This is a genomic window from Cyanobium sp. CH-040, from assembly GCF_024346135.1.
Taxonomy (GTDB): domain Bacteria; phylum Cyanobacteriota; class Cyanobacteriia; order PCC-6307; family Cyanobiaceae; genus NIES-981.
Genome location: NZ_JAGQCJ010000006.1, coordinates 88,259 through 113,730, shown reverse-complemented (window position 1 = coordinate 113,730; position 25,472 = coordinate 88,259). Strand labels below are relative to the sequence as shown.

Annotated in this window: 28 protein-coding genes; 17 read left to right on the top strand and 11 right to left on the bottom strand. The window is 68.6% G+C overall.

All coding sequences use genetic code 11. From position 1 onward, the window contains the following. The first annotated feature begins 59 nt into the window (after positions 1-59). Positions 60-188 (top strand): hypothetical protein, encoded by a 129-nt coding sequence (locus KBY90_RS07585; protein ID WP_254967926.1) that lies wholly within the window; start codon positions 60-62, stop codon positions 186-188. Then, entirely contained in the window at positions 178-1,206 is a 1,029-nt protein-coding gene (locus KBY90_RS07580) for a DUF389 domain-containing protein (RefSeq protein ID WP_254967925.1), read from the top strand. Before KBY90_RS07585 ends, KBY90_RS07580 begins: the two co-directional genes overlap by 11 nt. On the opposite strand, the gene KBY90_RS07575 is transcribed toward KBY90_RS07580, so the two are convergent. Next, the gene (locus tag KBY90_RS07575; RefSeq protein WP_254967924.1) at positions 1,194-1,583 is read right to left on the bottom strand and encodes a hypothetical protein; all 390 of its coding nucleotides are present in this window, start codon (positions 1,581-1,583) and stop codon (positions 1,194-1,196) included. The genes KBY90_RS07580 and KBY90_RS07575 overlap by 13 nt on opposite strands. Before the next feature lie 165 nt (positions 1,584-1,748). Between KBY90_RS07575 and KBY90_RS07570 the strand changes: the two genes are divergently transcribed. The 6 genes from KBY90_RS07570 (at position 1,749) to KBY90_RS07545 (ending at position 7,318) form a co-directional block, all read left to right on the top strand. After that, positions 1,749-2,858, top strand: coding sequence for a calcium/sodium antiporter (locus tag KBY90_RS07570; protein ID WP_254967923.1), 1,110 nt, complete (start codon positions 1,749-1,751; stop codon positions 2,856-2,858). A gap of 28 nt (positions 2,859-2,886) precedes the next feature. Further along, the gene (locus KBY90_RS07565; protein ID WP_254967922.1) at positions 2,887-3,195 is read left to right on the top strand and encodes a hypothetical protein; all 309 of its coding nucleotides are present in this window, start codon (positions 2,887-2,889) and stop codon (positions 3,193-3,195) included. A gap of 100 nt (positions 3,196-3,295) precedes the next feature. Continuing rightward, positions 3,296-4,357 (top strand): amino acid ABC transporter substrate-binding protein, encoded by a 1,062-nt coding sequence (locus KBY90_RS07560; RefSeq protein WP_254967921.1) that lies wholly within the window; start codon positions 3,296-3,298, stop codon positions 4,355-4,357. Continuing rightward, positions 4,357-5,313, top strand: a complete 957-nt coding sequence (locus KBY90_RS07555; RefSeq protein WP_254967919.1) for an ABC transporter permease subunit — start codon at positions 4,357-4,359, stop codon at positions 5,311-5,313. Before KBY90_RS07560 ends, KBY90_RS07555 begins: the two co-directional genes overlap by 1 nt. Then, the gene (locus tag KBY90_RS07550; protein WP_254967918.1) at positions 5,313-6,569 is read left to right on the top strand and encodes an amino acid ABC transporter permease; all 1,257 of its coding nucleotides are present in this window, start codon (positions 5,313-5,315) and stop codon (positions 6,567-6,569) included. The genes KBY90_RS07555 and KBY90_RS07550 overlap by 1 nt, the downstream gene beginning before the upstream one ends. Before the next feature lie 23 nt (positions 6,570-6,592). Next, entirely contained in the window at positions 6,593-7,318 is a 726-nt protein-coding gene (locus KBY90_RS07545; protein ID WP_254967917.1) for an amino acid ABC transporter ATP-binding protein, read from the top strand. Between the two features lie 27 nt (positions 7,319-7,345). Here KBY90_RS07545 and KBY90_RS07540 read toward each other — a convergent pair whose 3' ends face one another. Then, entirely contained in the window at positions 7,346-8,041 is a 696-nt protein-coding gene (locus KBY90_RS07540) for a GAP family protein (protein WP_254967915.1), read from the bottom strand. A 38-nt stretch (positions 8,042-8,079) separates the two neighbouring features. Between KBY90_RS07540 and KBY90_RS07535 the strand changes: the two genes are divergently transcribed. Together KBY90_RS07535 and KBY90_RS07530 are read left to right on the top strand one after the other, a co-directional pair. Beyond that, the gene (locus KBY90_RS07535) at positions 8,080-8,304 is read left to right on the top strand and encodes a hypothetical protein (RefSeq protein ID WP_254967914.1); all 225 of its coding nucleotides are present in this window, start codon (positions 8,080-8,082) and stop codon (positions 8,302-8,304) included. A gap of 8 nt (positions 8,305-8,312) precedes the next feature. Then, on the top strand, positions 8,313-8,957 hold the full coding sequence (locus tag KBY90_RS07530; protein WP_254967912.1) for a DedA family protein: 645 nt from the start codon (positions 8,313-8,315) through the stop codon (positions 8,955-8,957). Between the two features lie 33 nt (positions 8,958-8,990). Here KBY90_RS07530 and KBY90_RS07525 read toward each other — a convergent pair whose 3' ends face one another. After that, positions 8,991-9,446: a TspO/MBR family protein gene (locus KBY90_RS07525; protein WP_254967911.1), complete on the bottom strand. Its 456-nt coding sequence runs from the start codon at positions 9,444-9,446 to the stop codon at positions 8,991-8,993. A gap of 133 nt (positions 9,447-9,579) precedes the next feature. Between KBY90_RS07525 and KBY90_RS07520 the strand changes: the two genes are divergently transcribed. Together KBY90_RS07520 and KBY90_RS07515 are read left to right on the top strand one after the other, a co-directional pair. Continuing rightward, on the top strand, positions 9,580-9,783 hold the full coding sequence (locus KBY90_RS07520; protein ID WP_254967910.1) for a hypothetical protein: 204 nt from the start codon (positions 9,580-9,582) through the stop codon (positions 9,781-9,783). Positions 9,784-9,785: 2 nt separating this feature from the next. Then, positions 9,786-10,049, top strand: coding sequence for a hypothetical protein (locus KBY90_RS07515; RefSeq protein WP_254967909.1), 264 nt, complete (start codon positions 9,786-9,788; stop codon positions 10,047-10,049). Here the strand turns inward: KBY90_RS07515 and KBY90_RS07510 are convergent. After that, positions 10,019-10,228, bottom strand: coding sequence for a hypothetical protein (locus KBY90_RS07510; RefSeq protein WP_254967908.1), 210 nt, complete (start codon positions 10,226-10,228; stop codon positions 10,019-10,021). The genes KBY90_RS07515 and KBY90_RS07510 overlap by 31 nt on opposite strands. A 12-nt stretch (positions 10,229-10,240) precedes the next feature. Beyond that, on the bottom strand, positions 10,241-10,438 hold the full coding sequence (locus KBY90_RS07505; RefSeq protein ID WP_254967907.1) for a hypothetical protein: 198 nt from the start codon (positions 10,436-10,438) through the stop codon (positions 10,241-10,243). A gap of 299 nt (positions 10,439-10,737) precedes the next feature. On the opposite strand from KBY90_RS07505, the gene KBY90_RS07500 reads away from it, so the two are divergent. Continuing rightward, positions 10,738-11,514 carry a sulfite exporter TauE/SafE family protein gene (locus KBY90_RS07500; RefSeq protein ID WP_254967906.1) on the top strand — a complete coding sequence of 259 codons (777 nt, stop codon included), beginning with the start codon at positions 10,738-10,740 and terminating at the stop codon, positions 11,512-11,514. 115 nt (positions 11,515-11,629) lie between these two features. Beyond that, a complete protein-coding gene (locus KBY90_RS07495; RefSeq protein WP_254967904.1) occupies positions 11,630-12,406 on the top strand; it encodes a sulfite exporter TauE/SafE family protein in 777 nt (258 codons plus the stop codon). Between the two features lie 56 nt (positions 12,407-12,462). Here the strand turns inward: KBY90_RS07495 and KBY90_RS07490 are convergent, their stop codons facing one another. From KBY90_RS07490 to KBY90_RS07475, 4 genes are read right to left on the bottom strand one after another with little or no spacing between them, the layout of a single operon-like run. Next, complete coding sequence (locus tag KBY90_RS07490; RefSeq protein WP_254967903.1) at positions 12,463-12,765, bottom strand: hypothetical protein; 303 nt, start codon at positions 12,763-12,765, stop codon at positions 12,463-12,465. After that, on the bottom strand, positions 12,762-13,334 hold the full coding sequence (locus tag KBY90_RS07485) for a hypothetical protein (protein ID WP_254967901.1): 573 nt from the start codon (positions 13,332-13,334) through the stop codon (positions 12,762-12,764). The genes KBY90_RS07490 and KBY90_RS07485 overlap by 4 nt, the downstream gene beginning before the upstream one ends. Positions 13,335-13,346: 12 nt before the next feature. Further along, a complete protein-coding gene (gene glsA / locus KBY90_RS07480) occupies positions 13,347-14,351 on the bottom strand; it encodes a glutaminase A (RefSeq protein WP_254967900.1) in 1,005 nt (334 codons plus the stop codon). Further along, complete coding sequence (locus tag KBY90_RS07475) at positions 14,348-15,118, bottom strand: 20S proteasome subunit A/B (RefSeq protein ID WP_254967899.1); 771 nt, start codon at positions 15,116-15,118, stop codon at positions 14,348-14,350. Before KBY90_RS07475 ends, glsA begins: the two co-directional genes overlap by 4 nt. Positions 15,119-15,481: 363 nt before the next feature. Between KBY90_RS07475 and KBY90_RS07470 the strand changes: the two genes are divergently transcribed. The 3 genes from KBY90_RS07470 (at position 15,482) to KBY90_RS07460 (ending at position 17,197) form a co-directional block, all read left to right on the top strand. Further along, positions 15,482-15,952: a hypothetical protein gene (locus tag KBY90_RS07470; RefSeq protein WP_254967898.1), complete on the top strand. Its 471-nt coding sequence runs from the start codon at positions 15,482-15,484 to the stop codon at positions 15,950-15,952. Between the two features lie 292 nt (positions 15,953-16,244). Continuing rightward, positions 16,245-16,622 carry a hypothetical protein gene (locus KBY90_RS07465; protein ID WP_254967897.1) on the top strand — a complete coding sequence of 126 codons (378 nt, stop codon included), beginning with the start codon at positions 16,245-16,247 and terminating at the stop codon, positions 16,620-16,622. 53 nt (positions 16,623-16,675) lie between these two features. Continuing rightward, positions 16,676-17,197 carry a hypothetical protein gene (locus tag KBY90_RS07460; protein ID WP_254967896.1) on the top strand — a complete coding sequence of 174 codons (522 nt, stop codon included), beginning with the start codon at positions 16,676-16,678 and terminating at the stop codon, positions 17,195-17,197. Positions 17,198-17,236: 39 nt separating this feature from the next. On the opposite strand, the gene KBY90_RS07455 is transcribed toward KBY90_RS07460, so the two are convergent. Then, positions 17,237-17,578, bottom strand: a complete 342-nt coding sequence (locus tag KBY90_RS07455; RefSeq protein WP_254967894.1) for a hypothetical protein — start codon at positions 17,576-17,578, stop codon at positions 17,237-17,239. A gap of 47 nt (positions 17,579-17,625) precedes the next feature. Next, on the bottom strand, positions 17,626-25,362 hold the full coding sequence (locus tag KBY90_RS07450) for a YadA-like family protein (RefSeq protein WP_254967893.1): 7,737 nt from the start codon (positions 25,360-25,362) through the stop codon (positions 17,626-17,628). Between the last annotated feature and the right edge of the window lie 110 nt (positions 25,363-25,472).

Sequence of the window (25,472 nt, the reverse complement as noted above, 5' to 3'; positions counted from 1 at the left end):
TACCGGCAACGGAGCGGATCGGATTGCGGCAGTCCCGCCGATTCCTAGGCTTGGCCCCCATGATCCGCCTGGAGGCGGCTCTCATCAGCCATGGCCAGATCATCCGCGGCCAGATCATCCACAGCCAGAGCATTGACTTCCGGATCGTTCGCGGAGTTCCTGCACGGCGGACCCGTGATGAGCGATGACGTTGAACGGGTGCGCGACACGCTGGTCTTTGACGGGCCGGGCCTATGGCCGAAATTCTTCCGATTCATTGTTCTGTTGGTGCTGGCGTCCTGCATCGCCACCTACGGACTGCTGGGCGATTCGGTGGCCGTGGTGATCGGGGCGATGATCGTGGCGCCGCTGATGCTGCCGATCATGGGGCTGGCGTTCAGCGTGAGCGTCGGAGACCGCAGTGGGATCGGCAGAACGTTGATCGTCAGCCTCGTGGGCATCGCAACGGCCGTGACGGTGGGATTCCTGCTCACCCTGCCGATCGCCCAGATCATCAAGCCGGATGCGATCCAGCAGATCACGATCCGCACCGCTCCCCATCTGCTCGACCTGATGGCGGCGCTGATGACGGGCCTGGCCGGTGCCTTCGCCCTGGCCCGCAAGGATGTGTCCGACACGTTGCCCGGCGTGGCGATCGCCGTGTCCCTGGTGCCGCCGCTGGCGAATGCCGGGATCCTGTTGGCCTGCGGCGAGTCCCGACTGGCCTCCGGCAGCCTGCTGCTCTTCGGCACGAACTACGTCGCCATCCTGCTCACCGGCGCCCTGGTGTTCGCGGTGATGGGGTTCCGCAAAGCCGTCCTGTCGCCCTGCGATCCACGGGCGAGACGCCGGGCCGTGACCGTTGCTCTGCTGGCCCTGGTGATCATCGCCATTCCCCTCTCGCTCACCAGCTATCGCCTGATCATCACCAACAAGATCGCCGTTCGAACGGATGCCATCGCTGAGGACTGGGTGAGGGGATCCGGATACCGGTTGCTCTCGGTGGATGCGGAAACGGCCGATGGATCGGTGAATCTGATGCTGGTGGGCGAGGGCGAACTCCCGTCCCTGAAGGTGCTGGACCAGCGCACCCGAGGGGTTCTGTTCGGCCGCACCCTGCGGTTGAAGGTAGTGGAGTCACGCAGCCTCTATCCGGGGCGGAAGGAGCCGGGAAGGGCACTGGATCCGTTGCCGCGCGTTGCCTTGCCGCCGGCCTATCTGCCGTAGTTCTCCAGCTGTTCGAGCCCCTGACGCAGCAGCCGCTGGCCCCCCTCGATCATCCGCTGCTGATCGTTCTTGAACACACAGCTCGCCGTGCGGAACTGCACCGTCCTGCTGAAGGGGACGTACCAGATGGCGTCCAGCCTGCAGAACTCACGCCCCTTCCTGGCCGGCACGTCCTGCAGCAGCTCGCCGCTGAGGCAGCGGTAGCCGGCGCGGTCTTTCCCCTCCCGGCGGCAGGTGCCCAGGTTCTTCACGAACACCCCCTTGCCCTGCCGCTTGAAGGTCTCGTTGGCGAACCCGGCGAACGACACCGGGTCGAAGCTGAACGGCGCGGCCTGAACAGCCTCGCCCCACACGGTCACCCCGTTCAAGACGGCCACAAGGAGCAGGGGGCGGAACAGGTGTGGCACGGGGAGTGCGCTGGTGCGCGCGGGCAGCTCCCCATCATCACCCTCTTCATGTGCTGCAACCCGGGCCCTGGAGCGGGCGTGGGGAGAGGCACCGGGTCGAGGCTGCAGAATTTCCTGACTGTGCGAGCCCTGTTCGTGTCCGGCTTCCTGGTCAGTGCTGTGCAGATCGTGGCGGGCATCGCCCTGCTCTTCGGGGGCGGTGAGCTGTTCGTGTCGGGCTCGGTGGCGCTGTCCCTGCTGCTCGGCATCCCCCAGATCGTGATCGGTCTCACGGTGGTGTCCCTGGGCACCAGCGCGCCGGAGCTGTTCGTGAGCCTGATCTCCACGATCCAGGGAAACCTCGGTGTCGCCGGGGCCGACAACCTGGCGGTGAGCAACGTCGTGGGCAGCAACATCTTCAACGTGCTGGTGGTGCTCGGTCTCAGCGCCCTGATCGTGCCGCTGCGCGTGCAGAGCCGGCTGGTGCGGCGCGATGTGCCGCTGCTGCTGGGGGTGTCGATGGCGGTGTGGGGCATGGCTTCGGGCGGCCGCGTCACCTGGCAGGCGGGCGCTGCCCTGCTGGTGGCCACGGTGATGAACCTCGTGTGGGAGGTGCGCACCGCCCGGGAAAATCCGGAGGACGCTGACGCGCTCGATGCCTCCGACGAGATCGAGGCCTCGGAGCGCAGCACCCCCCTGGTGGCCTCGATCAAGCTGGCGGCGGGGCTGCTGTTGCTGGTGGGCGGTTCCCAGCTGCTGGTGCGGGGCGCCACGGCGGCGGCCCTGGCCCTGGGCGTGAGCACCACCGTGATCGGCCTCACGATCGTGGCCGCCGGCACCTCGATGCCGGAGCTGATCACCTCCCTGGTGGCGGCCTACCGGGGCAGGGCCGACCTGGCCATCGGCAACGTGATCGGCAGCAACCTGCTTAACCAGCTCGTGATCCTGGGGCTCTGCGCCACCGTGTCCGGCAGCCGGGGCCTGGGGGTGGATCCGGTGATGATCCAGCGCGACCTGCCGATCATGGTGCTCACCACCATCGCCTGCCTGCCGATCTTCTGGACCAAGGGCGTGATCACCCGCCTGGAAGGAGGGGTGCTGGTGCTGCTCTATGGCGCCTATCTGGTCGAGCAGCTGCTGCTCAACATGGCCCCGGGCTATTCCGACGAGTTCCGCCTGCTCGTGCTGGTGGTGGTGGCGCCCACCGTGATGGTGTTCCTCGCCTGGCAGATGCTGGCCTGGCGGGAGCAGCGCCGCTTTTCCTAAGGTTCCGCATCCTTCCGCCCCCGTCCCCATGCCCGCGCTCAAGCCCCCGCTCCGGGCCCTGGGGGTGGCGGCCACAGCCCTGGTCCTGGCGTCCTGCGGTCCTGCCGATCCCCGGGCCCTGCAGCGCCTGGCCTGCGAGCAGGCCGGCGCCAACCTCGACATCCAGTCACTGGGGCAGCTGGACGCCCTGCGCAAGGCCCTGGGCGTGGCCCCGGATGTGGATCCGATCGCGGCCTGCAGCGCCGTCGGCGTTGACCTGAATCAGTCCCCGGATCCGTCTCCGGCCAGCCCTCAGCCTGCGCAGGAACCGCAGAGCGGGTCCACCCCCCAGGAGTGAGGGATCCCGCCAGACCGGCATGGGGATTGGCTGACACGCTCCCGGCGCCGCGCCGCTTCCACACCCAGATTTGCCGACATTCCCCCAGGACCGCGATCCGATGGTTGCCCGTTCCAGGCTTTCCCTGCTGACCCCGCTGCTGGCCGCCGTCGCCCTGGTGGGTTGCGCCGGCGACGGCGGCGGCATCCAGAGCCAGAAGATGGCGGCCATCAAGGCCCGCGACAAGCTGATCTGCGGGGTGGAGGGCAAGCTGCCGGGCTTCAGCTTCGTGAATCCCGACGGCTCCTACACCGGCCTGGATGTGGATGTGTGCAAGGCCGTGGCCGCGGCCGTGCTGGGGGACCCCACCAAGGTCGAATACCGCGACCTCAACTCCAGCGAGCGCTTCGCGGCCCTGGCCAGCGGCGAGGTGGATCTGCTGTCGCGCAACACCACCAAAACCCTCAGCCGGGATGCGCCCGGCGGCAACGGCCTCAGCTTCGCTCCGCCCGTCTTCTACGACGGCCAGGGGGTGATGGCCCCCACCACCAGTGGGATCAGGAGCCTCGCCGATCTGGCGGGCAAGCCGATCTGCGTGGAAACGGGCACCACCACCGAGCTGAACCTGGCCGACCGCATGCGCGAGATCAAGGCTCCCTATACGCCGCTGAAGTTCCAGACCAGCGACCAGACCTACGCCGCCTACCTGCAGGGCCGCTGCGCGGCCGTCACCAGCGACCGCTCCCAGCTGGCGGCCAAGCGCACCAGCTTCCCCGATCCCACCGCCCACGCCCTGCTGCCCGATGTGCTCAGCAAGGAGCCCCTGGCGCCGGCCACCACCAATGCCGACCCGGCCTGGGCCGATGCCGTGCGCTGGATCGTGTTCGCCCTGAAGCAGGCGGAGGAGTCGGGCATCACCCAGGCCACCGTGGACGCCAAGGTGGCCCAGGCGAAGGCCGACACCAACCAGGCCGACCTGCGCCGCTTCCTGGGCGTGGAGGGTGACTTCGGCAAGCACCTGGGCCTGCCGGCCGACTTCGCGGTGCGCGCGGTGAAGGCGGTGGGCAACTACGGCGAGATCTTCGAGCGCAATGTGGGCGCGGGCTCACAGCTCAAGCTCGAGCGCGGCCTCAACCGCCAGTGGAAGGACGGCGGCCTGATCTACTCGCCGCCGTTCCGCTGATGGCCGTGGTGGTCACCCCCTGGTGGCGCAACCGCCGCCTGATCCCCTGGCTGGTGCAGGGCAGCGTGGGCCTGGCGCTGCTGGTGCTGATCGCCTTCCTGCTGGGCAACCTGGTGCGCAATCTCACCGCGGCCGGGCTGTTGCTGAGCTGGGGCTGGCTCGACAACCCGGCGGGCTTCGACATCTCGGAGACCCTGCTGCCCTTCGATGCCGGGCTGCCCTACTGGCGCGCGCTGCTGGCGGGGCTGGTGAACACCCTGCGGGTGGTGCTGGCGGGGTTGGTGGGGGCGACGGTGCTCGGCACCCTGGTGGGGGTGGCGTCCTTCAGCGGCAATGGCCTGCTGCGCCGCCTGGCCCGGGTCTACGTGGAGCTGATCCGCAACATTCCACTGCTGCTGCAGCTTCTCTTCTGGTACTTCGTGGTGTTTCTGGCCCTGCCCGGCGGCGCCGAGGCGATCCAGCTGCCGGGGGTGGTGCTGGCCAAGTCCGGCTTGTATCTCGGCAACCCGGAGCTGGTGAACGGCGTGTGGCAGGCGCCCCTGCGGCTCACGGTGGAGTTCAGCGCCCTGCTCACCGGCCTGGTGGTGTATACCGCCGCCTTCATCGCCGAGGTGGTGCGCGGCGGGGTGGCCTCGGTGCCCGGCGGCCAGTGGGAGGCCGCCCGCTCCCTGGGCTTCACGCCGGCCATGACCCTGCGCCGGATCGTGCTGCCCCAGGCCCTGCGCGTGATCGTGCCAGCCCTCAACAGCCAGTACATCTCCCTGGCCAAGAACTCCTCCCTGGCCGTGGCCTGCGGCTTCACCGACCTCTACTCGGTGGCTGAAACCACCCTCAACCAGACCGGCCGGGCTGTGGAGGTGATCCTGATCCTGCTGGGCTCCTACCTGCTGCTGGATCTGCTGATCTCCGCCCTGATGAATGGCCTCAACGGGCTGGTGCAGCTGAAGGAGCGCTGATGGATCGAGCTCTGATGGACACGACGATCCGCCGTCTGCGCCGGGAGCTGTTCGCCACGCCGTTGGACGGCCTGGTGTCGATCGCCCTGATCGCCCTGCTGCTGGCGGCGGCCACGGCCTTCCTGCGCTGGGCGTTCCTGCAGGCCGAGTGGGCGGTGATCCAGGCCAACAGCACCCTGTTCGCCGTGGGGCGCTATCCCTTGGAGCAGCAGTGGCGCCTCTGGCTGCTCACAGCCCTGCTGGCTGCGGCCACCGGCCTCAGCTGGGGTCTGCTGCGGGGCCTGCCCCACCGCGGCCGCCTGGGCCGCCCCTGGCCCCTCAACGACCGCCTCGCCGCCCTGGCTCTGGCGACCCTGGCCCTGGTGATCCCGGCGGGCCTGGGCCTGCAGCCGGCCATCCAGCTGCGCTGGTGGCTGCTCACGGCCCTGCTGCTGGGCGTTCGCTGGGCCGCCGGCCGCTGGGCCCGCCTGCTGCCACCGGCCCTCCGCCGCTGGATTCCGCTGCTCTGGCCGGTGCTCTACCTGCTGGGGATGGTGCTGATCAGCGGCGGCCTCGGCCTGATCCAGGTGGGGCCCTCGGAGTGGGGCGGCCTGCTGCTCACCCTGGTGCAGGCCAGCTTCGCGATCCTGCTCTGCTTCCCCCTCGGCATCCTGCTGGCCCTGGGCCGCCGCAGCGAGCTGCCGCTGCTGCGCTGGGGTTCGGTGCTCTACATCGAATTCATCCGCGGCGCGCCGCTGATCACGCTGCTGTTCCTCGGCCAGAACCTGCTCGGCTTCCTGCTGCCCGGCGGCATGGCTCCCGACCGGGTGTGGCGGGCCGCCTGGGTGCTCACCCTGTTCGCCGCCGCCTACGTGGCCGAGGCGGTGCGCGCCGGTCTGGCGGCCGTTCCCGCCGGCCAGCTGGAGGCGGCCCGCACGCTTGGCCTGCCCTTCCCCCAGGCCCTGATCCACGTGGTGCTGCCCCAGGCCCTGCGGGTGGCCCTGCCGGCCACCGTGGGGCAGTTCATCAGCCTGCTGCAGGACACCACCCTGCTGTCGCTGATCGGTCTGCTCGAACTGCTCGGCACCGCCCGGGCGGTGATGGCCAACCCGGCCTTCCTGGGCCGCAATGCCGAAGTGTACCTGGTGCTGGCGGTGCTGTTCTGGTGCTGCTGCGCCGCCCTGGGACTGGGCAGCCGCGCCCTGGAGACCCGCCTCAACCCCTACACCAGCACCAACGCCACCACTGCCACTCCCGCCGCTCCCGCTCAGGCATGACGACGTCTTCTTCCTCCAGAGTGATGATCGAGGCCCGCGGGGTCGAGAAGTGGTACCCCAACGGCTTTTACGCCCTGCGCGGTGTGGACCTGACCGTGCACAAAGGGGAGGTGGTGGTGATCATGGGCCCCTCGGGCTCGGGCAAGAGCACCTTCATCCGCACCTTCAACGCCCTCGAGGACTTCCAGAAGGGCTCGATCGTGGTGGACGGCATCGCCCTCTCCGACGACCTGCGCCAGATCGAGGCGATCCGCCGCGAGGTGGGGATGGTGTTCCAGCAGTTCAACCTCTTCCCGCACCTCACGGTGCTGGAGAACCTCACCCTGGCGCCGGTGCTGGTGCGCAAGCGGGCCCGGGCCGAGGTGGAGCGCCAGGCGCTGGAGCTGCTGGAGCGGGTGGGCATCCATGAGCAGGCGCGCAAGTATCCCGGCCAGCTCTCCGGCGGCCAGCAGCAGCGGGTGGCGATCGCCCGATCGCTCTGCATGGAGCCGCGGGTGATGCTCTTCGACGAGCCCACCAGCGCCCTGGATCCGGAGATGGTGCAGGAGGTGCTGGAGGTGATGCAGGAGCTGGCCCGCGAGGGCATGACCATGGTGGTGGTGACCCACGAGCTGCGCTTCGCCCGCAGGGTGGCCAGCCGGGTGGTGCTGATGGCCGACGGCGTGGTGGTGGAGGAGGCGCCGCCGGAGCAGTTCTTCACCAGCCCGAGGCACGAGCGCAGCCGCCAGTTCCTGAGCCAGATCGGCTGAGCTCCGCGGCCCGGCGGCCGATCCGGATCAGGAGACCAGCACGCTCAGCTGGTGCAGGCCCTCCAGGCCCTGCCAGCCCAGGTAGATCCCAAGCACCAGGGCGAACACGCCCACCAGCCACTCGGCCCGGTGCACCAGCCAGTCGTTGAGGCGGGTGAGCGGGGCGCGCAGCCGTTCGCCGCTCGCCAGCCAGAGCAGCGGCGGCAGCAGCAGGGAGGTGGTGATCGCCACGAACACGGCCCCCACCTCCAGATCGCCACGCAGGCCGGTGTGGCTGGTGAGCAGCATGCCGCCCTCCTTCACGTAGAACACCAGGTTTTCCGGACTCACCAGGGCGCAGCCGGCCCCCAGGGCCAGCAGGGGCATGCCGCCCAGCTCCGGCAGCCGGCCCATCAGCTGCATGGCCCAGTTCTCCTCCCCCAGGGCCACCGCCGGGGTGAGCTGGAACAGGCCCAGGCCCAGGAGGGCGCCGGCGCCGATCAGATCCATCAGGATCTGGCCGCGGCTGCCCAGCTGCGCCGCCCAGCTGAGGCGGCCGCCCACCGCCACCACCAGCCCCAGGGCGCCGCCATTGGCCAGCACCCAGCCGGCGAGGAAGGTGCAGCAGCGGCGCAGGGGACGGGCCCCCAGCAGCAGCAGCGACACCAGGGCGATGTTGATCGGACTGAAGGCGATGCCCAGACCGAAGGCGACGGTCTGGGTGAGCCAGTGGAAGGGCAGCATCAGGGGCTCGGGCCGGCAGCGGAGATTCGGGGGGTCTGGTGGCGGCAGACGTCAGCGCCACCGGCCGAAGGCTCACCGCCTCCGCCCAGCCCGCTCCTGCTCACCACGCCGGCGATTCTGCTGTGACCCCGGAGCTGGCCGCGATGGACCGGCCGATCGGCGTGGGGGTGAGCCTGCGGTTCTTCGGGGTTCCGGAAGCTGACAAGCTGCTGCGGCTGTGGTGGCGCCGTTCCAGCGCCGATGCCCCCGCCCTGCGGGCCTGATTCCCTCCATGCTCCAGCCCATCGAACAGCTGCCGCAGCTGATCCAGGCGGCGGTCGAGACCACCCCCCTGCTGGGCTACGGCGCCATCGCCCTGGTGATGCTGCTGGAGAATGTGGTGCCGCCGATCCCCTCCGAGGTGGTGATGCCCCTGGCGGGGTTCCTGGTCCAGCAGGGGAAGCTGGAGCTGGTGCCCGCCGTGCTCGCCGGACTGCTGGGCACGGTGCTGGGGGCCTGGTTCTGGTACGGCATCGGCAGGCTGGTGAGCGAGCGGCGCCTGGAGCGCTGGCTGCACCGCCATGGCCGCTGGTTCGGCCTGAGGCCGGAGGATCTGGCCCGCAGCCGCCGCTGGTTCAACCGCCATGGCGTGGCGGTGGTGTTCTGGGGCCGCATCATTCCAGGCGTGCGCACCTTCGTGTCGCTGCCTGCCGGCATCGAGCTGATGCCCCAGCCGCTGTTCCTGGCCTGGACCACCGCCGGCAGCCTGATCTGGATCGTGCTGCTCACGGTGGCGGGCCAGGCACTGGGGGCGGGCTACGGGCAGGTGGCCGACCTGCTCAAACCCTTCGCCCGCATCCTGGGAGTGGTGATCGGGGTGGCGCTGCTGGGCGGCCTGTGCTGGATCGCCCTGCGGGCCCTGCACCGGCGGCGGTGACCCTCGCAGCTGATCCCCGGTCCCGGGCTGTGCTCAGGCCCTGCCGCGGTTGAGCCGCTGCATCTGCCAGGTCACCAGGGTTCCCACCGGGCTCCAGAGCAGGTAGGGAACCAGCAGCAGGGCCGCGATCCGGCTCACCGCCAGCACCGCCACCGTCAGGGCCACACCCCACAACCAGCCCATGAAGGCCACAGCCGTGCCCCTGGCCAGCCGGCGGCTGCTGCAGATCTGCCAGGTGTAGCTCTGCACCAGCAGCAGCAGGACCAGATAGCCGGCCATCAGCGCCCAGCTGCCGCTGGCGTTCCACGTGAGCAGCGCCGCGGCGTAGAAGCAGCCGTAGATCGCCAGCCAGATCAACGGAATCCAGCGCTCGAAGGTGAGCCAGGCCGGCCGGCGCAACGCCAGGAACCAGGCGAAGTCCTCCCGGCGGGGATTCAGCACCGCGGCCACGGCCACGATCACCACCAGGATCAGCAGGGCCGCAACCATCGGAAAGGTGCCGCTCAACCCAGCCTGACGCTTCGGCGCCCGTGCCGCCTGGATCGGTTCCCCGTATCCGGCGGCACCCCCGCAGCGATGCCGGCCCGCCAAGGATGGGAGGCCCATTCCCTGATCGATCTGCATGCGTGAGGTCGTGTTCCGCGTTCTGGCCGAACGGCCCGGCCACGTGGAGGCCGCGGCCACCGATCCCGTCCTGCGCATTGCCGCCCCATCCCTCGAGGAACTGCACCACGAGGCCCGCGAGGCCCTGATCCAGGCGCTGGGCGCGGCCCACTGCGCCTACCGGGTGCGGATCCGCCGCAACCTGCCGGCGCTGTGCGGCTGAGGGTGCCGTCCGCCATCCACCTCAACGCCCTCGACCTGCTGCTGATCGCCCTGGCGGCGGTGGCAACCGGCCTGGTGAACGCGATCGCCGGCGGGGGATCGCTGATCGGCTTTCCGGTGCTTACGGCGGTGGGCCTGGAGCTGGCGGCCATGGGGCCGGTGTTTGTGGCCTCGATCTACAGCGGTCACTTCGGCGCCGGGCTGAGCGTGATCCTGCTGGCGGTGCCGGGGCTGGCTCAGGTGCAGCCCTCCACGGACACGCGATAGCTGAAGCCGATGGAGCCGGGCATGGTGGTGGAGCCAACGCGCACGTTCACCTGGTTGGTGCGCCGGCCGGGCACGGCCGGGAAGGGGCCGAAGCTGCGGCTCTGCTCCGGCTGCAGGGTGACGTTTTCCCTTAGCAATCGAAACTCCGTGTTGTCGCTGAAGCGCAGAAATACCGCCACCGGGAATACGCCCTATTCGCTGGAGGCCGACTGGAGATGGATGCGGTAGCTGGCGAAGGATCGATTCACCGCGAAGTCGGTGTTCCAGTTGCTGCGGGTGAAGATTTCACCAGGAGGGCTGATGCGCTTCTCCACCACTGCTTCCCCGCCGCCGCCGATGGGCATCAGGAACTGGCAGCTGGCCTGCGCTGATCCCGAGCTGGCGGTCACGCCGAGGGCGGCGGCGATTACTCCTGTGGCTACTGCTCAGCATCAACAAGTACGCCATCCAAACCTGCACCCTCCCTCACAACTGGGTTGAGGTATCAGGAAACCTGTTGTCTGCGGTGGATGCGGAAACGGCGGCTGAATCGGGGAATCCGGTGCTGGTGGGCTAGGGCGAACTCCTGGCGCTGGAGCCGCTGGACGATGCGCCCGTGAGGGTCCGTTCGATCGGATACGGCGTGGGAAGGTCGTGGAGTCACGCACCCCGGCCGGCCCCTGTCAATGCCTCTCCCGCTCCTCCGGGGATGGGAGCACGACCCCAGTTCCGGCTCGGGCAGGGGCCGCCCATCGATTTCGCCAGCCTGCTGCGGCTGTGCGCCGCTCTGGCGCTGATCGCGGCTCTCTACGGCAGCGTGGGCCAGGCCGGGGCCTCCGGTTTTCTGGCGGTGATGGGGCTGTTCGGCCTGGCACCGGCCACGATCAAACCCACCGCCCTGGTGCTCAACCTGCTGGTCTCCAGCGTGGTGGCGGTTCGCTTCGCCCGGGCAGGCCACTTCTCCTGGCCCCTGCTGCGGCCCTTCCTGCTGCTCTCGATCCCCGCCGCCTTCCTGGGGGGCTGGTGGAGCCTGCCGGCGGCGGCGTTCAACCGGCTGCTGGGGGTGCTGCTGCTGTTCGCCGGGGTGCCCTTCCTGGACGGCCGGGCGCCGGCCCTCGGGCGCGTTGTGCCGCCCTCAGCGCCCGCCGCCATGGCCGCGGGGGGCGTGATCGGGCTGCTCTCCGGCCTCACCGGCATGGGCGGCGGTGTGCTGCTCACGCCCCTGCTGCTTTACCGCGGCTGGGCGGAGGTGCGCACGGCGGCGGCCCTCTCGGCGGTGTTCATCTTCGTGAATTCGCTGATGGCCCTGCTGGGCCTGCTGAGCGTCTCTCCCCAGCTGCCGGCGGCGCTGCCCTGGCTGGCCCTGGCGGCCGTGGGTGGTGGCGCCATCGGCGCCCAGCTCGGCAGTCGCTGGCTGCCGGCCGCGGTGGTGGTGCGGCTGCTGGGGATCACCCTGCTGATCGCCGGCCTGCGGTTGCTCTGGTGAGGCCGCCCTCCTCGGCGGATCATCCCGCCGGGCCCAGGTGGCGGCAACCACACCGGCTGTCACGGACGGGGTACATGCTCGGGAGCACCGTCTGCGGGATTGCCGTCCCCGATCCATGGCCCTCTCCGCCCAGCTCAGCGCCCTCGACCTGCTGCTGATCGCCCTGGCAGCGGTGGCCGCCGGCCTGGTGAACGCGATCGCCGGCGGCGGCTCGCTGATCAGCTTTCCGGTGCTCACCGCCGTGGGTCTGCCGCCGGTGATGGCCAACGTGACCAACACCGTGGCGCTGCTGCCGGGCTACGGCGGAGCGGCGGCCGCCCAGCGGCGGGATCTGCGCGGTCAGCGCCGCCGTGCCCTGCTGCTGCTGCCGGCGGCGGCCCTTGGCGGACTGCTGGGCGGGGTGCTGCTGCTGGTGAGCGGCGAGAAGCTCTTCGGCAGCCTGGTGCCCTGGCTGATCCTGCTGGGCACGGGGCTGCTGGCGGCGCAGGAGCCGCTGCGGCGCTGGCTGTTGGCGCACCAGCAAGCGGGCCGCGACGATCACCTGGAGCTGGCGGCGGTGGGGCCTGTGTTCCTGGCCTCGATCTACGGCGGCTACTTCGGCGCCGGCCTGAGCGTGATCCTGCTGGCGGTGCTGGCGGTGCTGCTCAGCGACACGCTCACCCGCCTCAATGGGCTCAAACAGGCCCTGGCGCTGGGGGTAAACCTGGCGGCGGCGCTGCTCTTCCTCGGCTCCGACCAGCTCCACTGGACTGCCGCCGTGGTGATGGCGGTGGCGGCCCTGGCGGGCGGCGCCCTGGGCGGGCGGCTGGCCAGCCGCATCAACCCCGCGCGGCTTCGGGCCGTGGTGGTGGTGCTGGGGCTGGCAGTGGCGCTGTCCTTCTTTCTGCGCTGAAAGGCCTCGGGCTGGCCACCGACGATTCAGCCAGCAACGGTTCACCCAGCACCGATTCAGCCAGCGCGGATCTCGATGAATCCCGGCCGCGCCTCGATCAGGGCGCGACAGCTGGGGGCCCTGCGGCGCACCACCTCCAGGGCCACCCGCTCGAGGATCTCCGCCCGGCGGCCGGCCGCCCAGGGAACCCGGCTGTTCCAGTGCTCGGCCGCGCCCACCCACAGGCTGGCGATGGCGTCGCCGCCGCTGAACTCCCAGTGGAACGCCACCTGACCCGCCGCTTCCTGATACACCACCCTGCCGCTGCGGCCGTGTTCCACGATCTCCACCCGCCAGGGGCTGGCCGGATCAGGGGTCATGGACCGCCCGGCTCCAGCAGGCGGGGGGATGGGATGTCCTGGAGCGCCATCAGGCGGCGTTCCACGGCGGCGCCGTTCGTCTCCAGCCAGGCCTGCATGGCCGCACCGGCGGCGCGCCCGTGGATGCGGTGGCTGACGATCACCGCCATGCCCCGTCCGTCGGCGAGGCGAAAGCGGGCGAACACCGCCTCAATCGACTCGGGCCGGGGGAAGAGCGCCACGATCAGGTGCTCGGCGGGTCCGGCGGCACTGCGCGGCACCGACGCGGTGCGCAGCACCCTGCCGTCGTTTCTGGTGTAAGTCGCAAGCACCTGGTTGGCCACCTCCGCCAGCCCTTCCCCATCGCGCACCCCCGGATAGGTGTTGATCGTCACCATGTCCGTCCAGCGACTCAGGTCCTCCTGGCCGGGTGGTGTGAATTCGTGCTGGTGCGGGCCCGACCAGCGCCGTTCGTACACCCGCTCGCCGAACCGCAGCGACAGTGGCGGGCCAGGCGGGCCAGGCGGGCCACCCTGGGCGTGCAGGGGCGTGGGGAGCGTCATCAGCAGCACCAGCAGCAGGCGTCGCATCACACCGTCACCTCAGCGAGCCCGAACCGCATCCGTCACCGGCGTGCCGCTGGGGCGGGAATCGAACAGGTTGAGGCCCAGCCGCTCGGAGAGGAACTGGGCGGTGAGCTGGCCGCGCACGCTGTTGCCGGCCTCGTCGAGCGGCGGCGACCAGGTGGCCAGCGCCCCCTTCCCCGGCGCCACGGTGATCATCCCGCCCGACACGCCGCTCTTGCCGGGCAAGCCGATCTGGTACAGCCAGTCGCCGGAGGTTTCGTAGAGCCCGGCGGTGACCATCACCGCCAGCACGCGGCGGCAGATCAGCGGCGCGATCACCTGCTCGCCACTCAGCGGCTGGCGGCCGCCGTTGGCCAGGGTGCAGGCCATCAACGCCAGATCCTGGGCGGTCACCAGCAGGGAGCACTGGCGGGTGTAGAGCTCGATCGCCGTGGCCGGATCGCACCACAGCTGCTGATGGGCGCTGAGCAGGCTGGCGATGCCCTCGTTGCTGCAGTTGGTGGCCTGCTCGGAGTGATACACCTCGGCGTCGAGCATCAGCCGGCGGCCGGCGAAGCGCGACAGGCCGTTTTCAATGAACCTCCATTTCGCCTCGGCGTCCTCGCCGGGCACCAGGCTGGTGGTGGCGATGGCGCCGGCGTTCACCATCGGATTGGAGAGGCCCTCCACCGTGCGCTCCACCGCCAGCACGGAGTTGAACGGCAGCCCCGTGCTGTTCACCCCCAGGGCGTCGCGCGCCAGCTGCTCGCCGATCGCCTCGCACACCAGCGCGAACAGGAACGGCTTGGAGAGGCTCTGGATGCTGAACGGAACCGTGCTGTCGCCGGCGTTGAAGCTGGCGCCATTGGTGGCGGCCACGCAGATGCCGAAGCTCTGCGGCGAAGCGGCCGCCAGGGCGGGGATGTAGGTGGCCACGCACCCCTCATCCACCGCGGCGAAGTGGGCGTGGGCCTCCTGCACCAGCGACTCCACCACCTCGCCGGTGGGCAGGTGTCCGGTGGAGACCCAGGGGCCTGTCATGCCGCCTGCCAGGGAAAGGGCGGCAGGCGGTAGAGCGCCTCGCGCTGGGCCTCGCTCCAGATGTCGATCATGCTGTCGAGCATGGGATCGTCAGCCTCCAGCCTGATCCGCCGGGCGACTGTGAGGCTGCCGGTGGGAATCACCGCCAGCTCGAAGGGCGGGCCCACGGTGAGATTCGAGCGCTGGGTGAGCACCTGCGACATGATGCAGAGCTTGGCCGCATCATCCAGGCTGAGATGAGTGTGGCCCACATTGTCGAGCGGAGGCTTGCCGTATTTGCTCTCGCCGATCTGCAGATACGGAGTGTCGCGGGTGGCCATGATCGCGTTCCCCTGGGGATAGATCAGATAGAGGCCGTGGGGTTCGCCGCCGATCTGGCCGCCGAGGATGAAGGTGGCCTCCGAGCTGGCGCCCACGCTGCGCAGCGCCTCCTCGTTCTGCTTCTGCACCGCCACGCTCACGCGGCCCACATAGGCGGCGGCCTCGAACAGGTAGTCGCAGTGACGAAGATCACTGTGCCCCTGATCCCCGGCCTCCACGTGCTGGTCCAGATCCCGGCGGATCCAGCTCACCACAGCCTGGGTCGTGGCCAGATTACCGGCCGCCAGCAGCACGAACAACCGGTCGGGAGCCGGCTGGAACACATGCATTTTGCTGTAGGTGGAGATGTAGTCCACCCCGGCGTTGGTGCGGGAGTCGGACGCCATCACCAGCCCTTCCTCGAGCCAGTAGCCGACGCAGTAGGTCATCGCGGGAATCCGATGCATGGGCCCTGCCGGTTGGGCCACCGGCGCTGCCAAGTTTCGCACTCTTCGATGCGGCACCTGAAACGGCACCTGAAACTGAGATGGCGTCGATGCTCGGCAGTTCGACGGTGCTGCGGGCGTGCGGCCATGGGCAGACCTCCGTGACTGGGTGATGGGTTCGCGACGGCAAGGTCTGCGATGTTTCCTCGCTTGCCCCCTTTCTGGAAGCAGTGCGAGTTAACACAACTTAACCTGGCAAAGAGTGAAGAATGTGATCGGCCCTGGGATGCTCGATTGACGCTTGCCATCCCGAGTTGCATACTAAAGTTTCAAGCTTCCCTTGCAGAAGGGCTTTCATGAAAGCAGTCAGCTTCTCCTCCGTTCTTGTCATTGCCGCACTTTGCGGACTTTCCTCTGGGGCTCACGCGCAAAAGCACCGTACCGGATCTTACAGATCTGATCGGAGTACGGGGTTCTTCTGCTGAAACTGAAGTCCAATCTCGTGGCTATCAATTTACCGGCAATCTCGGCTCGTCTGCTTTGTGGTGGAATCGCAGGACAAAAACCTGTGCATCCATTACAGTGGATCAAGGCCGTGTGGTGTCGATCATGAAGTCGCCAGCGGCAGATTGCGGCAAGAAGGCGGACGCCGGTGCTGACCTGAGTGACCTGATCGGCGTGAGGGGATCGTCGGCGGAGTCCGAACTGAAATCTCGTGGCTATCAATTTTCCGGCAATCTTGGCTCATCGGCCCTGTGGTGGAATGCCGGGACAAAGACCTGTATGTCAGTTACCGTCGGCGACGGGCGGGTGGTATCGATCGTGAAGTCACCCAAAAGGGATTGCCGTCAATAGAAAGTAGGAACCAGTGCTTCTCCTCTCGGAAACGGGAGGAGAAGCACTGCTGTCTCAACCCCGAGCAGCAGGCCTGTACCGTCAAGACAGCGGTCTCGCCGTCAGTCCTCGAAGGCCGGCGAGATGGCGGCAACCCTGTCCCTGTTGATCGGGCGACCACTGCTGCTCGTCTTGCGCGGCCCAGGTGTGGGCCTTGAGGGTCCTCTTAAACCACTCGTGCTGCTTGCTGACCTCACAATCCAGGCCTACAGTCCAATTGATCTGCTCACCCTGTATCTTCAGGAGGAAGCTGATGCAGAATTTTGCAAGGTTTGGTCGCCGCTGTGTCCCTGTTCTGAGTCTTGGCTTTCTGAGCGTTGGAGGGCTTCTTGCCGGAGTTTCAGCGCTGGCTGACACGGTCAAAGCACGTTGTGATGTGTTTCCAAAGGGCGAGGATCGGGCCACTTCCTCTGGGCTGTGCACGTTTTCACAGCGACAGGGCTTTGTGAGCATCCAGCTCAAGAATGGCCAACGGGTTGAGCTGGCCCCCGACGGCAACAAACCCAATGCCTATCTCGATGCCGATGGCAAGCCGGCAACGCGTCAGCTTGAGGACAATGGCAATATTCATATCTACCGTCTCGCCAAGCAGTCAATCTTCGTCTACTGGGATACGACCCCTGATCAGTGAACCCAGCTCTCCATCCCTGAACCTGCAAGGAGGACAGTGGCGTCTCCCTGATCATGGGCAACCACACCGACCATGGCCATCCACACCTTGCTGGTTGCAGAACAGCCTGGCGTTTGGAAAAACAGCTGGACGCTTGCATCAGGATGGCCCAAGCGACGGACATCGCTCAGGCCACTGATGCCGCCGACCGCCCCAGGATGATCGCGTTGGAGCACTCTCGTTCAATCACCATGCTGATCAGACTCTACAGATCTTTCGCCTTGGCCAGTGCGGCATTGTGGTCTGGGACTGGATTCGTTGTGATTGGAAGCATTGCGATGAGTGTCCGCAACTGGGTGGTCAACCTGGTGATGGGACAGCTGTTTGTCATTGCCGGCTTGTTTCTGTGTCTGAGGGCTAATCAGTTTGCCTGTTATTATATGTCTATTCCGTGCGATATGCAGCGGAATCCTGCTTGTATGCGCTTCCTGCGTCTGGACTTCCTGCTGGTGCTGATCACATGCCTTGTGGGTGGTCTTCTGTTCGCGGCGTCTCTGAGCCGAGTGGTGGGGGAGGGCTATGCAGTCTTTGGCTGAAGGTCGCTCAGGCAACCGAACGTGCGCAGGGGCAGCCCCTCAGCTGCGGGCGGCACAGCCCTGGCGTTCGGGGCTCATCATCAGGTCCACCAGCGTGGGGCCCGTCTGCCCCGCCTGCTCGGACAGCTGGGTGATGGCCGCGAGCGTGCGGCCGTCGTAGCGGGCCAGGTAGGAGTTGGCGTAGCAGTTGCAGTAGTTGCTCTGGTTGCGCACCCCCTGAGTGCGGCCGGAGAGACAGCCGCGCAGGAAGTTCTCCCGGAACTGCTGGCGCAGCTGGGCGTCGGTGAGCTGGGGGGCCTGGGCCGGCGCCCGCTGACCACGCGTCTGGGCGACGGCGGGAGCAGTGGTGAGCAGCAGGGCGAGGAGCAGCGAACGGAGCATCGGGCTGGTGGCGGGTGAATCAGCGGTGAGTGGGCGTGGGCTGGGGATCAGCGGGAGGCCTGAGGACCTGAGCGGCGAGACGGTGACGCCTGCGGGTTGCTGACCGGGATGGTCTCCCCGCTGGGATCCGGTGCTGCCGCCGGTTGCGTACCGCCGGGCATGAGCGCCCGGAACTGCCGCATCATCTCGGCGAAGCGGGCTTCCTGCACCGCCAGCTGGTTCTGCAGCTTCTGGATCATGCCGTTCTGGCGTTGATCCTCCGATTCGCTGCGATTCCGCTCGGCCTCGAGTTCCTCAATGCGCTTCTGCAGCAGAGCCACCAGTTCCCTGCTGCGGTCGTCACCTGGACGGGACTCGACCAGGGCCTGCAGCTGACGCTTGAGGTCTTCGATCTGGGCATCGCGGCGGGCCAACTCGGCCTCCACATCGTTGAGTTGCGTCTGCAACGCCAGCACGGCGGTCTCGTCTTGACCCTCCTGGCTGCCGCCTTCGGGCGGTTCGCCCTCGGTGCCCTGCGGGGCGGGCTGTGGGGACGAGCTGATCGGACCGAGGGGGAAGGAGAAGCCGAGCCGGCCGGCGACACCCGAGGTTTCGCCGTAGCCGTAGTTGATCGACGGGGTGTAGCTGATGGCTCCATTGAGCTGGAGCCGCTCGCCCACCTTCACGGCGCAGCCACCGGCAATGGCGAATTCCGATCCTGAAACGCCGGTGCCGATCCCGCACCGGGCCTTCTCGTCGGACTGGGGCACGATCTCGGGCACGGCGGAGAGCGCCGCCCCCATGGCCATGCTGGAGTCGACGGCCCGGCCGAGATCCTTGATGGAGTTCTCGATGCGGGGGATGGTCTGGGTGATGGCCTGGCGCACCTGGCCGGTGCTCAGGTCGGTGCGGGTGATCGTGCCGTCGGGGCGTGCCTGGAGCAGGCCTCGCCCTTCGCCGGACAGGCTGGGAGCGGTGATGCGGCTGCGCTCGGTGCCGAGCACAATCTGGTTGGTGCGGGTGGTCACGGCGCCGGCACCGATGGCGGTGGAGCCCCGGAAATCGGCCTGGGCGCCGGCACCGAGAGCCGTGGCCCGGGGTGCCGTGGCGCTGGCGCCGCCGCCGAGCGCGGTGGACTCGCGGCCGCTGGCGGTGCTGCGCTCACCCACTGCCGTGGAATCGGTGCCGCTGGCCGTGGCACCTGGGCCAAGGCAGGTGCCGTCGGCACCGGTTGCGCCAGGGCAGCGCAGGGCCGTGGGATCGAAGATGGGACCACCACCTCCGCCGCCACCGCCACCGGAGGGTGGGGTGCCGCCATTGGGGATGGGTGGCTGGGGACCGCCATTGGGGATGGGCGGATTGTTGATGGCGTTGGAGAGCTGGGAGTAGGTGAGGTCGCTGCGCAGCAGGGTGCCGTCGCCATTGGCCAGGATCACCGCCTCGCTACCTAGCAGGGCCGACCCCCGGGCCAGGTTCGGAATGGTGACGGTGTCGACGCTGCGGCCGAGCACGATCTGGCTGGCGCGGGTGGTGACCGCACCGGCGCCGATGGCTGTGGAGAAGGGGAACACCGCCTGGGCATTGGCGCCCAGCGCCGTGGCACCGGTGCCGGTGGCCCGGGCGCCAGCGCCGAGGGCGGTGGTGAAATCGCCGTTGGCGACGGCATTGGGCCCGAAGCACACGGCATCGGCGCCGGTGCCGGTGCAGTTGAGGCCGGCGATGGCGTTGGGGCTCACCGCGGAGCGGGCCAGGGTGCCGTCGTCGTTGGCGACGACCAGGCCTTCACCGGTGCCGGAGAGGTTCGGCACGGTGACGGTGTCGGTGGAACGGCCGAGCACCACCTGGTTGGGGCGTGTGGTGACGGCGCCGGTGCCGAGGGCGGTGGAACCGGTGAAGTTGGCTGAGGCCCCCGCACCGAACGCGGAGGCTCCGGCTCCCCTGGCGGTGGCCCCAGCGCCGATGGCGGTGGTGAAGTCGCCGTCGGCGACGGCGTTGGGGCCGTAGCAGACGGCATCGGCGCCTGTGCCGACGCAGTTGAGGGAATTGAGGGCGTTGGCACTGACGTTGGCGGAACGGATCAGGGTGCCGTCGCCGTTGGCGATCACCAGCCCTTCCCCGGTGCCGGAGAGGTTGGGAACTGTGACTTCATCGGTGCCGCGGCCCAGCACCACCTGGTTGGGCCTGGTGGTGACGGCACCGGCCCCGATGGCGGTGGAACCGGCGAAGTTGGCCTGGGCGCCGGCCCCGAAGGCGGAGGCATCGGCAGCCCGCGCCGCAGCGGAACTACCGAAGGCGGAGGCATTGGTGCCGGAGGCGGTCGCCAGCTGGCCTGCGGCTGTGGCGCCGGTGCCATTGGCGCTGGCCTGGGATCCGAAGGCTGAGGCGCCTAGGCCCGAAGCGGTGGCATTGGCGCCCAGGGCGGTGGCGCGCTCGCCGATGGCATTGGCATCGGAACCGATGGCGGTGGAGAAGTCGCCGTTGGCGACGGCATTCGGCCCGTAGCAGACCGCGTTGGCACCGCTGCCGGTGCAGTTGAGGCTGTTGATGGCGGCGCCGGAGACGGCAGAGCGAGCGAGGGTGCCATCGTCGTTGGCGAGGATCAGGGCACTGCCGGCGCCGGAGAGGTTGGGAACGGTGACGGTGTCTGTTGAACGACCAAGGACGATCTGATTGGCGCGGGTCGTGGCAGCGCTGGTGCCGATGGCAGTGGATCCTGCGAAATTGGCCTGAGCGCCGGCACCGAAGGCGGAGGCATTCTCAGCACGGGCCGCCGCGGAGCGACCGAAGGCGGAGGTATTGGAACCTGTGGCGATGGAAAACACGCCAATGGCTGTAGCTCCGTTGCCGCTGGCGTTGCTGAAGAAGCCGACGGCCGTTGCCACGCTACCTGAAGCCTTAGCGTCAAACCCGACGGCGGTCGAGCCGCCTCCCGAGGCATTGGCGTTACGACCCAGGGCCGTGGCGCTCCCCAACGCCCGGGCGTTGGCTCCGAGGGCGGTGGCACCAAGCTCGCTAGCGTTGGCTTCCACCCCGACGGCTGTGGCCCCGATCCCTGAGGCAATGGACTTGCGGCCAAGCGCCGTGGCGCTTTCAGCATTGGCCGTTGCTCCCTCGCCCAGGGCTGTGGCCCCGATCCCTGAGGCAATGGACTTGCGGCCAAGCGCCGTGGCGCTTTCAGCATTGGCCGTTGCTCCCTCGCCCAGGGCGGTGGCGCTGATGCCCTCGGCGATCGCATTGCCTCCGACTGCCACGGCTGTGATGCCATTGGCGTTGGCGTTCCGGCCGATGGCGACCGCGCCGGACTGATTGGCGTTGGCAAACTCACCCACGGCCAGCACCCCGACACCGTTGGCAGTGGCGTTGCGGCCCAAGGCCGTGGCGCCGATGCCATTGGCGACGGAATTGGCACCGATGGCGGTAGAGCCGTTCTGGTTGGCGAGGGAATCGGAGCCGATGGCGGTGGTGAAGTCCCCGCTGGCGACGGCGTTGGGTCCGTAGCAGACGGCGTTGGCGCCGGTGCCGATGCAGTTGAGGGAATTGAGGGCGTTGGGGTTGACGGCGGAGCGCTTGAGGGTGCCATCGCCGTTGGCGAAGATCAGGCCGCTGGCATTGCCACTGGCGGGATCGGCCAGGTTGGGGATGGTGACCTCATCAGGACCTGGTGAAGTCCCGGGCCTCCCGAGCACGATCTGGTTGGCGCGGGTGGTGACGGCACCGGTGCCGATGGCGGTGGATTCTGCAAAGTTCGCCCTGGATCCAGTCCCCAACGCCGTGGAGCGCAGGGCCGTGGCCTCAGCACCGGACCCTACGGCCGTAGCATCGGTGCTGGAGGCGCGAGCGCTGGCGCCGACAGCGGTGGAGCCGGTGGCGTTGGCGACGGAGGCCTGCCCAAGAGCAGTGGCCCTGTCGCCGGTGGCGTTGGCGGCCTCACCAAGCGCCGTGGCGGCAAGGCCCTCGGCGCGTGCGTTGGCGCCGACGGCCGTGGAGAGGGCGCCGGTGGCGACGGCGGACTCACCGAGTGCGGTGGCACTGACGCCGGGGGCGTTGGCGAAGGCGCCGAGCGCCGTGGCGCCGATGCCGTTGGCGACGGAATTGGCACCGATGGCGGTGGTGAAGTTCCCAGTGGCACTGGCACCGCGTCCGAGGGCGGTGGCGCCGATGCCGTTGGCGACGGAATTGGCACCGATGGCGGTAGAGCCGTTCTGGTTGGCGAGGGAATCGGAGCCGATGGCGGTGGTGAAGTCCCCGCTGGCGTTGGCGCCCGGCCCGTAGCAGACGGCGTTGGCGCCGGTGCCGGTGCAGTTCAGGGAGTTGAGGTTGACGGCGGATCGGGCGAGGGTGCCGTCGTCGTTGGCGACGATCAGGCCTTCACCGGTGCCGGAGAGGTTCGGCACGGTGACGGTGTCGGTGGAGCGGCCGAGCACCACTTGGTTGGCGCGGGTGGTGGTGGCACCGGTGCCGAGGGCGGTGGAACCCTCGAACAACGCTGAGGCATTGGAGCCGATCGCCGTGGCAGCAGTGCCGTTGGATTTGGCAAAAGTGCCGATTGCCAGGGAGCCACCGCCAGAGGCATTCGCAAAAGAGCCAACGGCGGTGGAACGGAATCCGTTGGCCAGGGCGCTTTCGCCAAGTGCCATGGCGTTGCTGCCAATGGCCCGGGCGCCTACACCGATGGCGATGGCGCGGCTGCCTTGTGCCGAAGCATTGCTGCCCAGGGCGGTGGCACCGATGCCGTCGGCGAGGGAATCGGAGCCGATGGCGGTGGTGAAGTCGCCGTTGGCATTGGCGCCCGGCCCGTAGCAGACGGCGTTGGCGCCAGTGCCGGTGCAGTTGAGGCTGTTGAGGGCGTTGGGGTTGACGGCGGAGCGTATGAGGGTGCCGTCGCCATTGGCAAAGATCAGACCGCTGGCATTGCCGCTGGCGGGATCGGCAAGGTTGGGGATGGTGACCTCATCTGGGCCTGGTGAGGCCCCGGGCCGCCCGAGCACGATCTGGTTGGCGCGAGTGGTGACGGCACCCGTACCGAGGGCGGTGGAGCCGGCGTTGGAGGCGCGAGCTCCGGCACCGAAAGCGGAAGCGTTCACACCGGTGGCGTTGGCCCCGGACCCCACGGCCGTGGCATCGGTGCCGCTTGTTCGGGCCAAGGCACCGATCGCGATGGAGCCACCGCCCGTGGCATTGGCTTCAGAGCCCAGCGCAATGGAGCGCTGGGCCGTGGCTTTGGCATCTGTGCCGATGGCGGTTGCGTCTTCTGCCGTTGCGTTGGCAGAAAGCCCGATCGCGATGGAGCGCGATCCGGTGGCCTGGGAGAGGGCACCTACCGCGGTTGACTGTGTGCCGTTGGCGATGGCCCCGGAGCCAAGGGCGGTGTCAAAGCCGAGGGCTCCGGTTTGCGCTCCAGCACCAAGCGCCGTGCCGTTCTGGCCGCTGGCGATGGCCTGCGAACCAACTGCCGTGGTGTTGAAACCGAGAGCTCCGGCCTGTCGGCCGAGGGCAGTGGAGCCGTTGCCTTGGGCATTCGCTGCTTCACCAACGGCGGTTGCGGCGTTTCCGTTGGCGACGGCCGTGGTACCAAGGGCGGTGGCGTCGTTGCCGAAGGCTCCGGCAAGGACGCCAAGGGCGGTAGCCCGATCCCCGATGGCCCTGGACTGCTCGCCCAGAGCGGTGGCGCTGTTGCCTGAGGCGTTGGCTAAGTGGCCGAGGGCGGTGGCGAAAAGGCCGCTTGCTCTGGAACCTTGCCCAAGAGCGGTGGAGTTATCGCTGAGGGCGCTTGCCTGTTGACCCAGTGCGGTGGCGCCGAGGCCGTTGGCCAGGGCATTCGAACCGATGGCGGTGGAGAAGTTGCTGTCGGCCTTGGCGAGCGATCCCAGGGCAATGGAATCACGGCCGACGGCTTCGGCGACGCTGCCGATGGCAGTGGAGCCGTTGCCTCTGGCCTGGGCGCTGTCACCGAGTGCGATGGCGTCGATGCCGTTGGCGGTGGCGCCGTTGCCCAGTGCGGTGGCGCCGATGCCGGAGGCATTGGCATCGGCGCCGATGGCGGTGGTGAAGTCACCGGTGGCACTGGCACCCGGTCCATAGCAGACCGCGTTGGTGCCGGTGCCGACGCAGTTGAGGCTGTTGAGGGTGTCGGGGTTGACTGCGGAGCGCTTGAGGGTGCCGTCGCCGTTGGCGAAGATCAGGCCGTTGGCGGTGCCGCCGGCGGGATCGGAGAGGTTGGGGATGGTGACTTCATCGGGGCCGGGTGAGGCCCCGGGCCGTCCGAGCACGATCTGGTTGGCGCGGGTGGTGACGGCGCGGGTGCCGAGGGCGGTGGAGTTGGCGAAGCTGGCGTTGGATTCAGCTCCAAGGGCTGTACTGAGGAACCCGGAGGTACTGGCCCCTTCACCAAAGGCAGCACTGCCAGCGCCTTGTGCGTTGCTTGCCACGCCAATTGCGACGGCACGGTCTCCCAAGGCGGAAGCATTGCCACCCAACGCAACGGCTCCGAAGTTTTCGGCTCTGGCGCTCACCCCGACGGCGGTGGCTCCATTACCGGTGGCGTTTGCGCCAGGGCCGATGGCAACGGCATTGACATTGGTGGCGTTGGCCTGGAAGCCCACCGCGATGGCCGCGCTTCCGGTGGCATTGGCGCGGGACCCCAAAGCGGTGGCTAGCACGCCGTTGGCGATGGCCCTGTCACCCACTGCGGTGGAGAAGTCGCCGGTGGCACTGGCCCGGTTGCCCAGTCCGGTGGCGCTGGCGCCGCTGGCCAGGGCATCCGAGCCGATGGCGGTGGAGAAGTCGCCGGTGGCACTGGCGCCGGGTCCATAGCAGACGGCATTGGCGCCTGTGCCGGTGCAGTTCAGGCTGTTGACCGCCGCGCTGGAGATGGTGGAACGGGAAAGGGTGCCATCGCCGTTGGCGATCACCAGGCCATTGCCGCTGCCCGAGAGGTTGGCGATGGTGACGGTGTCGGTCGCACGGCCGAGCACGATCTGATTGTCGCGGGTGCTGGTGGCACCGGCGCCGATGGCGGTGGCGAAGTTGCGGCTGGCGTTGGCTCTGTCACCTAGTGCCGTGGCGCTGATCCCGCTGGCGACCGCGCCTTCCCCCAGAGCAACGGCATTGTCGCCACTGGCGATGGCATTCCCGCCCACTGCCAGCGCATCACGCCCGCTGGCATTCGCCCGCTCCCCGATGGCGATCGCTTCGAAGCCGCTGGCGTTGCTGGCGGGTCCGATGGCGATCGATTGCGTGCCGCTGGCCGTGGCCGTGGAACCGATGGCGGTGGAGCCTTGGCCGGATGCAACCGCTTGAAAGCCCAGGGCTGTGGCGCCTGTGGCATTGGCAATGGAAGACGAGCCCAAAGCTGTGGCGTTGACGGCGCTGGCTCCACCGGCCTGGGCATTGGTGCCGACCGCCGTGGTGCCTTGACCAGTGGCATTGCTTCCGGTGCCCAGTGCTGTCGCCTGCTGTCCGTTGGCCACGGCAGCACGGCCAATGGCGAGGGCCCCGTCGCCAGTGGCACTGGGGTTACTCCCAGCTCCGGTGAATCCGCTGAAATCGGCGTCACCGATGTCATTGGGCCCGGCATTACCCGCGTTGGTTGGGATCGACCGGTCCTGGGCCGCTGCTGGGCCTGCAGGCAGGGCTGCACCCATGATCCCCGCCAACGGCGCCAGCTGACCCGCCACCGCCCAGGCCCCGAATGCCGCCTGGGCGGCGCGGCTCCAGCGCCTGCTGCGGCCCATCCGCCTTTGGCTGACCCCGCTGCGGCGGAATCCCGCCGTCTTGAGCACGAGAGCCAGAAGCCAAGAGTTCATGCGGCGACTCGCTCCTGCAGAGCAAGCAAACGGGATGCCACCGAAACCTACTCGCGAGTGAGTAGGGGTGCACTCTCTCCGTTGTAAACTTTTGGGTGTCGCTGACGCAC